This is a genomic window from Mesorhizobium sp. M7A.F.Ca.CA.004.12.1.1, assembly GCF_003997835.1.
Taxonomy (GTDB): Bacteria; Pseudomonadota; Alphaproteobacteria; order Rhizobiales; family Rhizobiaceae; genus Mesorhizobium.
This window is the reverse complement of sequence record NZ_RZRK01000131.1, coordinates 1-10,343: the sequence shown is the minus strand read 5'-3', so window position 1 is coordinate 10,343 and position 10,343 is coordinate 1. Positions and strand designations below refer to the sequence as shown.

The following is a 10,343-nucleotide window of genomic DNA, read 5'->3' as shown; positions in this document are numbered from 1 at the left end:
CGACCAGCCATGATGGGCATAGGCCGCGGTGCCGGCGGCAAGCATCACGGCCGCCGTCAGCGCGACGCTGCGAATTCCATTGAAAGGCGACCGCATCACTCGTCTCCTCGGTTCGTCCACCATGCATTCGAGAGTAGGACACGGCGCGGCAACGTCAAATCACATCGGCCAAATGACCGGAACCGCCAAGCACCCCGCTCAATCGCCGGCGTGAACGATCCGGCCTTGCTAAAGACATCCATGCACGCCACTCTCGCCTTCCCTGCCCGCTTTTCCCTTGGGCTGAAGATCGGACTCACATCGAACGAGGCAAACCATGAGCAGCATGAGAGACCGTCAGGAAGGCTTCGAAAAGAAGTTTGCGATGGACGAGGATACGAAGTTCAGGGCCATGGCGCGCCGCAACAAGCTGCTCGGCCTCTGGGCCGCCGAAAAGCTTGGCAAATCTGGTGCGGACGCCGACGCCTATGCGAAGGAAGTGGTGCACGCCGACTTCGAAGAGGCCGGCGACAACGACGTGTTCCGCAAGGTGCGCGCCGATTTCGACGCGGCGGGCATCGCCCAGTCGGATGCCCAGATACGCACCGCCATGGAAGAGCTGCTGGTGACCGCGGTGGAGCAGATCAGGTCGACCTGAGCGCCGCTCATTGTGCTTGGTTTGCCACCGTAACGCTCTACGGCGCCCCCAGACAGAGGGGGGCGCCGTAGAGCGTCGGCCTTGAACCGCCCTCACCCCTGATGCGCGGCCGCCAGTTCCTTCACATGTTTTTCGTGCATCTGCAGCGTCGGCAGGGTTTTCTTGGCGAATTCCTTCATCGCCGGGTCGTCGCCGGATTGCGCATAGCCGCTGAACAGCGCGACGGCTTCCTTGTGGGCGTTGGTCTGCATCTCGATGTATTTGGCCTGGAACTGATCGCCGCTGGCGCCCTTCAGCTCATCGAGCATCTTCTGCTCCTTGGGCTGCAGGGCCGGACCTGACGGCGCGGTGGCCGAGGTTGTCTGGCCCTGGGCAAGCGCCGCCTTGAATTCCTCGCCGGCCTTGGTGTGGTCGGCGATCATCTGTTTGGCGAACGCCTTGACGTCGGCATCGGTCGCCTTCTGCTCGGCGAGCTTGCTGGACTCGATCTCGAACTCATTGGCGCTCGGCACCGTCTTGATGAAGGTCGAAGTGTCGACCTTCGTCGTCGTAGCGAGCGGCGTGGTCGTGGCGGTCGTGTTCGACTGGGCAAAGGCCGGCGCGCCGGCAAGCAATGCTGCTGCGGTCAGAATGGCAAGCGTCTTCATGGCATGTCTCCGGTTGGAATTGTCCCTCGGACAATCCAACGTCGCTTGGGCACTCCGGTTGCAGCTCTTGAGGAAGAAGCCTGCGCATATCGCCTCGATCGCCCCGCCGTATATGTGGCTTGCTCGAACGCTCGCCGATGCCCTCGTTCGAGCCAGCCCATGGGACTCATGTTCCGAAAACTGAAACGCGGCGGCTGGCCAGAGCTGCCTTTCAGTGGCAACACGCCTCGCCATATTGCAGCTGCTCGTTCCAGTTCGGGCGGCCTTCCGGCGTGAAATCCATCAGGTTCCACAGCGTTTCGCAGGTGCCGAGGCTGCGCGGATCCTGGCCCGGCTCCGTCGGCGCGAAATCCAGTTCCGAACTCCAGAAATGGCGTATGCCCTCGCCGTCGCGGTGAAACACCGACAGCAGCGGGATCTGTGAGCCGTCGGCCGCCTCCGCATTGTAGTCGCGCTTGAAGCTGTTGGAAGCCGAAGACACCAGCCGCATGTTGCGCCAGCCCCTGTCGAGGCCGAGCGTGACCAGGTTTTCGAGCGCGGTCTTGCCCACCACCGCGAAATTGAAGCCGGCGGCCTGGAGATGCCCGACCGCGCCGTCGAACTGGTCGAGCAATGCCGTGCAGGAGGGGCATGGCTGGTCCTGCCGGGCGAGCTTCGCCGTGCCGCCGCTGGTCGCCACCTCGCGCTTTTCCTGCGGATGGCGCGGGAACATCATGTTGTAGAGGATGAGCGAGTCCTTGCCGGGCGCGAACAGCTCCGACAGCTTTATCTTTGCAGGCCTCCCATCGCCGTCCAGCCCGTCGAATTCATAGTCCTGGCGGATCAGCCCGCCCGGCGGCAACGCGCGCCGGGCCTCGGCGACCTCTTCCATGGCGCGGCGCAGCTCGATTTCCTTCTTCAGCAATTTTTCGCGCGCGGTGCGGTATTTGGCGGATTCATTGGGAAAGGTGATCATGATCGGCTCCTTCAAGTCGCGGCGCCGGCGTCCCGGCGCGGTTGCTCTGCGACCCAAGGACGTTCGGCAGCGATCGGTCCCGACATTTATTGCGCATGGTGAGATGTCGTAATACCTGTTCGGGCAGCGTGATCCGGGGAACAACATGCACGACGGCGAGATCGATCTGCGCTGCCCGCAAGTGGTGGCCGACAATGCCGCCAAGGGCCTCAGGCTGCGCGGCGAGTTCGGCCGTGGCGGCACCGAGATCGGCGTCGCCCGAGCCACCGAGCTGAAGAACCGGGAAAAGCTCGCGCCCTCCACCATCCGCCGCATGGTCAGCTATTTCGCCCGCCACGAGGTCGACAAGCGCGGCAGGAACTACGGCAATGAGCAAAACCCTTCGGCCGGTTATATTGCCTGGCTGCTGTGGGGCGGCGACGAAGGCCGCGCCTGGGCGCTGGAGCTCAAGCAGAAGATCGGCAACGCGCCGGACATCTGAGGACTCGTCCCTCACCCCTTGACCCCGCCCGCGGTGAGGCCGGAAACGATTTTGCGCTGGAAGATCAGGACCAGCACCACCAGCGGCACCGTGACGATCACCGAGGCGGCCATGATGTTGCCCCATGGGATCTCGAACTGCGAGTTGCCGGAGAGCAGCGCGATCGCCACCGGCACGGTCCGCTGTGCGTTGTTGGAGGTGAAGGTCAGGGCAAACAGGAACTCGTTCCACGCGCCGATGAAGGCCAGCAGGCCGGTGGTTGCCAGCGCCGGCCACATCAGCGGCAGGAAGACCCGGGTGATGATGAGCCACGGCGTCGCGCCGTCTAGGATCGCCGCCTCCTCGACCTCGACCGGCAGGTCGCGGACGAAGGTGGTGAGCACCCAGACGGTGAACGGCAAGGTGAAGATCATGTAGGAGAAGATCAGCGCGAACAGCGAATTGTAGAGGCCGAACAGGCGGACCAGTTCGAACAGCCCCGCCAGCAGCGCCACCTGCGGGAACATCGACACCGACAGGATGATGAACAGCAGGGCCGAGCGGCCGCGGAATCGAATGCGCGCCAGCGCATAGGCCGATGTGACGCCGAGCAACAGCGAAAGCGCAACCACCGCGCCGGAGACGAACAGCGAGTTCAGCAAGTTGCGCACGAAGCTGCCTTCGGTCAGCACATTCCGGTAGTTGGCGAGGCTGATCGTCGTCGGCCACAGATCGGCCCGGAACAGGTCGGTCCCCGATTTCAGGCTGGTGACGATGGCATAGTAGAACGGGAACACGGCGACGAAGACGATGACCGCGACCAGCAGGTAAAAGGCCGTGCGCTTCACGATCCACATGTCAGCGGCCTCCGTCCAGCCTGATCCGGCCGATCCGGATGGTGACGATGGTGAGCAGAGCTAGGATCAGGAAGAGCAAGGTCGAGGCGGCGGAGCCATAGGCGAACTTGTCGAACTCGAACAGGTTCTCGCGGGCGAACACGGACATCGACTTGGTTTGCACATTGTTGGGCGTCAGCACATAGATCAGGTCGAAGATGCGCAGCGCATCGAGCGCGCGGAAGATCACGGCCACCATCAGCGCCGGGCGGATCAGCGGCAAGGTCACCCGCCAGAAGATCTGCCAGGGGTTGGCGCCGTCGAGCCTGGCGACCTCGATGATCTCCCTCGGCAGCATCTGCAGCGCGGCCAGGATGAGCAGCGTCATGAATGGTGTCGCCTTCCAGATATCGACGATGAGGACGGCCGCCATCGCCGTGTCGGCGTTGGCCGTCCAGGCGATCTTGTCGCTGATCAGGCCGAGGTTGAGCAACACGACATTGATGATGCCGAACTGGTCGTTGAGCATCCATTGCCACATCTTCGCCGAGACGATCGTCGGGATCGCCCAGGGGATCAGGATCGCTGCCCTGACGATGCCGCGGCCGGCGAATTCGGCGTTGAGAACCAGGGCAACGATCGTGCCGAGGATGGTCTCGCAGGTCACCGAAATCACCGTGAAACGCACCGTGTTCCAGACGGCACGCCACCAGACCGGGTCGACGAGCAGCCCGTCATAGAGGGTCCGGCCGCTCGGCATATGCAGCACCGAGAAGTAATTGGCGAAGCCGACCCATTGGCGCGCGTCGAGGTCGGCCAGCGAGGCGTCGGTGAAGCTGAAATAGACCGTGCGGGCGAGCGGCCAGCCGGCCGCCCCGGCGAGCACCAGAAGCATCGGCGCCAGGAAAAGCCACGCCGAGCGAACGCGCTGTGCCGTCAACGGCGATGGCCGACGACGAACAGCCTGTGTCTCCGACGCCGCACGGGCGTCGGTCCCTGTCGGCACTGTGGTCACCAGCCGTTGCCCTTCAGCTTGGTCAGCATCGCTTCGAGGTCGGCTAGATTGTCGGCGGCGGTGCCGTCGCCCGAGAGCGTGTTGTGAACGGCGTTCCAGAACTGGCTCGACGCCTCGTTGTATTTGATCCTGGTCGCGGCCGACGGGCGCGGCACCGCATTGAGAAATATCTGCTTCCAGCGCGGAATAATCGGGTGCTCCCTGGCAATGTCGGCATCGTCATACAGCGCCTGGATGGTCGGCAGGTTGGACGTCTTCAGCGCGCGGTATTTCTGCATCGCGGGCGAAGCGATGAACTTGACCAGCCCGATCGCGGCATCCGGATGCTTCGAATGTTTGGAGACGGCGAGATTCCAGCCGCCCAGGGTCGCGACCGGGCGCGCGCCGTCGCCCGTGCCGGCCGGCAGCGGTGCCACGTCGAACTTGTCCTTGATCGGCGAGCCCTCGCCGTTGCCGAGCGCATAGGCATAGGGCCAGTTGCGCATGAACACCGCATTGCCTGTCTGCCAGACGCCGCGCGATTCCTCTTCCTGGTAGGCGAGTACGCCGGGCGGCGCGATGGTCCCGACCCAGCCCTTGATCATATCGAGCACCGCCGCCGCTTTTGGATTGTTGATGGAGATGGAACCGTCCGGCTCGATGATCTGGCCGCCGCCATTCGACATCACCCATTCGAGCGCGTCGCAGGTCAGCCCCTCATAGGCGTTGCCCTGGAAGACGAAGCCCCAGATATCCCGATTGCCAGCCGCACGCTCCTTGTCCATGACCAGCCTGGCGGTGTCCGCCAGTTCCTTCCAGGTGGCCGGCACCTTGGCGCCATATTTGTCGAGGAGATCCTTGCGGTAGTAGAGCGCCGGCGCATCGGTGAAGATCGGCAAGGCGACGAGCTTGCCGTTGACGGTCTGTGACTGGATGATCGATGGAAAATGCTCGGCCACGACGTCCTTGGTCGCTGCGGTCAGATCCACGAGCTGACTGGCGAGCTGCGGTGCCCAGATCACGTCCGTCTGGTAGACGTCGATGTCACTGTTTCCGGCGGCGAGCCAAAGCCGGTACTGGCCGAACTGGTCGGTCCCGGACGTCGGCATGACGACGATGCTGACCTTGTTGCCGCTGTCTTTCTCGTAACGGTCGAGGATCTCGCGCAGCACCTTGATGCCGTCGCCGGTATCGCCCGACACCATCGACAGCTCGACGGCCCGCGCCGGCGTGCCAGCCAGGATGGCAGTGACGCCGAGCGCCAGGAATGCGCGAGAGAGTTTCATAATGGTGAATGTCCCTCCGCAGCCGGCCGCCGAAAATCCTCCCACCCGCCGGCAGCTTGTCAGGCCCTCACCTCCCATTGAATGCGAAGCGGCGCTTTTGGGTTCCCAAATCGCGCCGTTCCTGCGTGGGGCGACACCCATCAGGGTGTGTTGAGATTCAGGTCAGGCCGAGTCGAAAATGGTGGTTTCCGAGAACCGGAGCGGAGCGTACTTTTGGGTACGTGAGCACCGGAAGCGCAGGAAGCCATCATTTGCAGGCCGGCATCACCTGAATATCAGCACACCCTAGCCTTCCCAGGCGACAGGCATCATGCCCAGCCGCTCATAGAGCCGGACGGCGGTGGGATTCTCGACCGTGTTGGTCTTGAGGTCGACATGATCGGCGCCGCGTTCGCGAAAAACGGCGAAGGCGTGCCACATCAGCGCTTCGGCAACGCCCTTGCCGCGAGCCTCGGGATGAACGGCTAGATCCTTGACGAAGGCGCGGGTCCAGCACAGTGCCGCTGCCGCCAGCCGGCCCTTGGCGTCGATGACGAGGAAGCACAGTGCCGGGTCGAATTCGGGATCGTCGGCGATGCGCGGCCACCACTCATCGAACGGACCGTCGGCGCCGTCGTCGAACACTTCGGTCAACAGCGCATGCAGGGGCAGCGCATCACCGGGCTCGAAGCTGCGCATGACAAAGCCGTCGGGCCAGTGCGGCGGAACCAGCGTCTCGTCGAGGATCTTGCGCAGCCGGATGTCGTTGAGAGCCGGCGGGCGCGGTTCAGGCATCGCGCTCAGGCGTCGGGCTGCAGGCGACGGCGCTGGCGGTCGCGGCCAAGGCCGGTCGCCTCGAGCAGGCCCTTGCGCTTGGCGTCGTAATAATAGCCGGTCTGGTAGAGCCAGTCGGCCTTCTTGGCGTTGCCGCCGGCCACCAGCCAGGCGCCGCGCAGATATTTCACCGCGTATTTCAGATTGGTATCGGCATCGAACAGGCCCTTGGCCGGCCCGTCATAGCCCATGCCGCGCGCCGTCGCGTGTTTGATCTGCATCAGCCCCCAATGGCCGTTGTTGTAGGCTTTCGGGTTGAAGGTGCTCTCGCGGTTGACGACATGGCGCACCAGATCCACCGGCACCTGATAGATCGCCGCATATTTCTCGATCAGCCGCTCGACATCGCCACGCACGCCCGTCGCGTGTTCTTCTTGCACGGGCCCTGCCGGGAACTGGACCAGGGCCGCCGGGTTCTGCGGCACGACATAGGCGACCTGCTGGACGCCGGGCATGCGATCGCCCTTGGCGGTTGCCGGCACGACCAGCCCCGCGGTCGTGTAGGCCTCGGCCGCCTTGACCGGCTTGCTCGCATTTGCTGGTGGCGGCGCCTGCCAGGCATTGGCGGCCATCACCGCGGGCGCGGCTGGTGCCATCGGTGTCGATCCGGCAAAAGCGGCGGTCGCCGCAGCCGGCTGTGCGGCGGGATCGAGCGGCAGCTCGGCCGTCTGAACGGGGGCGATCCCTGATGATTCCGGCAGCACCGAAACCGTCTCCGGCAGCGGCACGGTGAAACCGGCGTCAGTGCCGGCGACGGTCGCTGTTTCGGTGAGAGCAGGCGCGGACTTCATCTGCGAGGTCGACGTGCAGCCGCTGATGCCGGCGGCGGCCAGGATCACGCCGATCACGATAAGGTTGAGTTTTGCTGGCAAGCCGCGCTCGGGTCCGGTTTGTCGGGTTGTTAAGAAATTCCTTACACCAGCGATTCAGGCCGGGCAATCGGGGCGATCAGGTGGTTTTCGGGTGGCGAGACGCAGGCGGTGATGCCATATTGTTCCGCATATGTACTGGGACCAATCCCGGATTTCGCCACTTTGCGGGAAGGAACGCATCATGGTCACGACAGCTTCGATCACGGCCGGCCACGCAGTGTTAGAAACAGTGATCGGTTTCATGGGCATTGCGTGGAGCGAAAAGGGCCTGATCCGGCTCTGCCTGCCCGAACGCAGCCGCGAAGCGGTGGAGCGGCGCCTGCTGCGCCATGGCGGCGTTTCCAGTGCCACGGCGCAGCCGCCATGGGTGGTCGAGCTGATCGCGGCGATCAAGGCCTATGCGGCGGGCGAGGACATCGATTTCTCCGCCGTGCCGGTCGATCTCGACGGCGTCGACGATTTCCGCCTCGCCATTTACGACGCGGCGCGAAAACTCTCCTTCGGCGAAACCACCACCTATGGCGAGCTGGCCAAAACCGCCGGCCATGCCGGGCTCGCCCGCGAAACCGGGGCCGCCCTTGGCTCAAATCCGGTGCCGCTGGTCATCCCTTGCCATCGCATTCTTGCCGCCGGCGGCAAGATCGGCGGCTTCTCGGCGCCCGGCGGATCGATCACCAAGGAGAAGATGCTGGCCATGGAAGGCGTGCGCGTCGGCCCCCCGCCACCAGCGCAGGTGTCGTTCGGGTTCTGATGTAGGCAGGTGCCTAATTGTTGTAGGCAGGTGCCTAGTTGTTGTGGAAGAACCGCCGGCGGAAATGCCGGTCATTGTCCGGCCGCTTGCAGTTGTAGACCGGGCAGGACTTTGTGTCGGCGCTCGGCACGTAGGCCCGTGTCCTCACCTCGCCCATGCTGCAGAATCGCTGGCTCTGCACATAGCGGTCGTAGAGCGGCAGTCTAGGCACCCGCTTCGACTGGTAGCGCAGGATGACGGCCCCTTGCCGGGCGATCGTCCCCTGAACCTTGCCGCAACCCATACGCGTCGGGTCGTAGCGCGAGATCGCCTGCGCCTGGGCGGCGACAAGCGTGAGGCAGGCGGCAAGCAGAATGATTTTCATGGTCCTCTCCCCCAAGATCCCCTCCCAAGCGGGTGTGGATCGAGCGCCCACAGGCTCCGATCATCGCGACGCTCTCACGCGATTGGGGCGGCCATTGGGCGGCGCCCTCATCACGGCTTTCTCACGCAGTCTTGTTTTTCGTGCGAAAGCAGCCTATATGCCTTCCATTGATATTTCGGCCGATCGATCCGGGCCTCGCGATAATCGCGTTTGCTGACGTCTATCTCCAAAATCTCGATGCACACCGGCTGGACCTCGGTCTGGTCAATCTAAAGCAAATGTGAAGGACTATCTAAATGGCAACTGGAACGGTCAAGTGGTTCAACGCCACCAAGGGCTTCGGCTTCATTCAGCCTGACGCGGGCGGCGCGGACGTTTTCGTCCACATCTCCGCTGTCGAGCGTGCTGGACTGCCGACCCTGGTCGAAGGCCAGAAGATCAACTTCGAGATCGAGCAGGACCGCCGCACTGGCAAGTCGTCCGCTGGATCTCTGAGCAAGGCAGCCTGATTTTGCGATAGCGCGCGCCGGGCGAGAGCTCGGGGCGCGCGGCAAGTCACGGATGTACTGACAGTCGCGCGAGAAGCGCGCTGGAGCGGAAAGACCCGACAAGCTGGATCAGCAGATAGCTGCCAGCCCGGACCGGACGTTCCCGATCAGGCTACCAAGCATGGAAGGCGGGATTTAATCCCGCCTTTTTGCTGTCTGGGGTTAGGTGCTGCAACGGGCGCTACAGTCCCACCGGTGGTACTTTTAGCCTAGTAGTGGTATCATTCGGCCATGACCAAGCTTGAGCAAATTGAAAAATCCGTTGCGGAACTGAGCCCTGAAGAACTGAAGGCGTTTGCTGCCTGGTTCGAAGCGCTTCGGGAGGATATGTGGGATCGGCAGATCGAGGCCGATGCGAAAGCCGGCCGATTGGATAAGCTTGCCGAACAGGCACTGACGGACCATCGCGCTGGTCGGACGCGGCCTCTGTGAATCACGTCGCCTCCCCATCGTTCTGGGAGGCTTACGAAAAACTGCCATCGGCGATCAGAGCAAAAGCGGACAGGCGTTTTGAAAGACTCCGCTCCCACCCTTTTGATCCCTCGCTGCATTTCAAACAGGTCGGACGCTACTGGTCTGCGCGAGTTGACGACAATTACCGGGCTGTTGCCACCCGCACCAACGATGATGTGATCTGGTTCTGGATCGGCACCCATGCGGACTATGATCATCTCTTGAAGTAGCTACCCATCCGCCCACCTGGCGCGGGACAAACTACCCCATCCACTCGATCGGCACATGCCCCGGATCCGCTTCCACTCGGCCAAGCCAGGCCGCCACCGCCGGATAGGCGTCGAGATGGAAGCCGCCCTGCTCCGCCGTATGCGTATAGGCATAGAGCGCGATGTCGGCGACGCTGAGCGTGCTGCCGGAAAAGAAAGCATTGTTTTCCAGATGCCTGTTCATCACGCCGAGCGCCTTGTTGCCGCGCTCCAGCGTCACCGCCAGCCGCTCCGGGGTCGCATCCCCAGCACGTTCGGGGAAGGTCAGCAGCGCCTTGCGCACGGCAATGTAAGGCTCGTGGCTGTATTGCTCGAAGAACAGCCATTGATAGGCAAGCCCACGCTCATACCTGTCCGCCGGCAGGAAGCGTGTGCCTTCGGCGAGATAGAGCAGGATGGCGTTGGATTCGGCCAGCCGCCGGCCATCGTCGAACTCGAGCAGCGGCACCATAGCATTC

The 10,343-nt window shown here is 63.4% G+C and carries 15 protein-coding genes; 6 read left to right on the top strand and 9 right to left on the bottom strand.

Features of this window, described 5'->3' with window-relative positions; genetic code table 11:
• The first annotated feature begins 316 nt into the window (after nt 1-316).
• Nucleotides 317-637: a DUF1476 domain-containing protein gene (locus EN984_RS09675; protein ID WP_127270441.1), complete on the top strand. Its 321-nt coding sequence runs from the start codon at nt 317-319 to the stop codon at nt 635-637.
• A 92-nt stretch (nt 638-729) separates the two neighbouring features.
• Here the strand turns inward: EN984_RS09675 and EN984_RS09670 are convergent, their stop codons facing one another.
• Nucleotides 730-1,284 carry a DUF4142 domain-containing protein gene (locus tag EN984_RS09670; RefSeq protein ID WP_127270440.1) on the bottom strand — a complete coding sequence of 185 codons (555 nt, stop codon included), beginning with the start codon at nt 1,282-1,284 and terminating at the stop codon, nt 730-732.
• Between the two features lie 211 nt (nt 1,285-1,495).
• Nucleotides 1,496-2,239, bottom strand: a complete 744-nt coding sequence (locus EN984_RS09665) for a DUF899 family protein (protein WP_164749022.1) — start codon at nt 2,237-2,239, stop codon at nt 1,496-1,498.
• Between the two features lie 145 nt (nt 2,240-2,384).
• On the opposite strand from EN984_RS09665, the gene EN984_RS09660 reads away from it, so the two are divergent.
• On the top strand, nt 2,385-2,720 hold the full coding sequence (locus tag EN984_RS09660; RefSeq protein WP_127270438.1) for a hypothetical protein: 336 nt from the start codon (nt 2,385-2,387) through the stop codon (nt 2,718-2,720).
• 11 nt (nt 2,721-2,731) lie between these two features.
• Here the strand turns inward: EN984_RS09660 and EN984_RS09655 are convergent, their stop codons facing one another.
• The 5 genes from EN984_RS09655 to EN984_RS09635 form a co-directional block, all read right to left on the bottom strand.
• Entirely contained in the window at nt 2,732-3,556 is an 825-nt protein-coding gene (locus EN984_RS09655; protein WP_127270437.1) for a carbohydrate ABC transporter permease, read from the bottom strand.
• A 1-nt stretch (nt 3,557) separates the two neighbouring features.
• The gene (locus EN984_RS09650; RefSeq protein WP_236382911.1) at nt 3,558-4,430 is read right to left on the bottom strand and encodes a sugar ABC transporter permease; all 873 of its coding nucleotides are present in this window, start codon (nt 4,428-4,430) and stop codon (nt 3,558-3,560) included.
• 116 nt (nt 4,431-4,546) lie between these two features.
• Nucleotides 4,547-5,815, bottom strand: a complete 1,269-nt coding sequence (locus EN984_RS09645) for an ABC transporter substrate-binding protein (RefSeq protein WP_127270435.1) — start codon at nt 5,813-5,815, stop codon at nt 4,547-4,549.
• 285 nt (nt 5,816-6,100) lie between these two features.
• Nucleotides 6,101-6,589, bottom strand: a complete 489-nt coding sequence (locus EN984_RS09640; RefSeq protein ID WP_127270434.1) for a GNAT family N-acetyltransferase — start codon at nt 6,587-6,589, stop codon at nt 6,101-6,103.
• A 5-nt stretch (nt 6,590-6,594) separates the two neighbouring features.
• The gene (locus EN984_RS09635; RefSeq protein ID WP_127270433.1) at nt 6,595-7,500 is read right to left on the bottom strand and encodes a lytic transglycosylase domain-containing protein; all 906 of its coding nucleotides are present in this window, start codon (nt 7,498-7,500) and stop codon (nt 6,595-6,597) included.
• 181 nt (nt 7,501-7,681) lie between these two features.
• Between EN984_RS09635 and EN984_RS09630 the strand changes: the two genes are divergently transcribed.
• Nucleotides 7,682-8,251: a methylated-DNA--[protein]-cysteine S-methyltransferase gene (locus EN984_RS09630; RefSeq protein WP_127270432.1), complete on the top strand. Its 570-nt coding sequence runs from the start codon at nt 7,682-7,684 to the stop codon at nt 8,249-8,251.
• Between the two features lie 34 nt (nt 8,252-8,285).
• On the opposite strand, the gene EN984_RS09625 is transcribed toward EN984_RS09630, so the two are convergent.
• Complete coding sequence (locus EN984_RS09625; protein WP_127270431.1) at nt 8,286-8,615, bottom strand: hypothetical protein; 330 nt, start codon at nt 8,613-8,615, stop codon at nt 8,286-8,288.
• 296 nt (nt 8,616-8,911) lie between these two features.
• On the opposite strand from EN984_RS09625, the gene EN984_RS09620 reads away from it, so the two are divergent.
• From EN984_RS09620 to EN984_RS09610, 3 genes are all read left to right on the top strand, one after another.
• The gene (locus tag EN984_RS09620) at nt 8,912-9,124 is read left to right on the top strand and encodes a cold-shock protein (RefSeq protein WP_127383718.1); all 213 of its coding nucleotides are present in this window, start codon (nt 8,912-8,914) and stop codon (nt 9,122-9,124) included.
• A 270-nt stretch (nt 9,125-9,394) separates the two neighbouring features.
• Nucleotides 9,395-9,595, top strand: a complete 201-nt coding sequence (locus EN984_RS09615; RefSeq protein ID WP_027039317.1) for a hypothetical protein — start codon at nt 9,395-9,397, stop codon at nt 9,593-9,595.
• Nucleotides 9,592-9,846: a hypothetical protein gene (locus EN984_RS09610; protein ID WP_127270430.1), complete on the top strand. Its 255-nt coding sequence runs from the start codon at nt 9,592-9,594 to the stop codon at nt 9,844-9,846. Before EN984_RS09615 ends, EN984_RS09610 begins: the two co-directional genes overlap by 4 nt.
• Nucleotides 9,847-9,877: 31 nt before the next feature.
• On the opposite strand, the gene EN984_RS09605 is transcribed toward EN984_RS09610, so the two are convergent.
• Nucleotides 9,878-10,343, bottom strand: a 466-nt coding sequence (locus EN984_RS09605) for a glutathione S-transferase family protein (RefSeq protein WP_164765420.1), incomplete at its 5' end; no start/stop codon positions are given.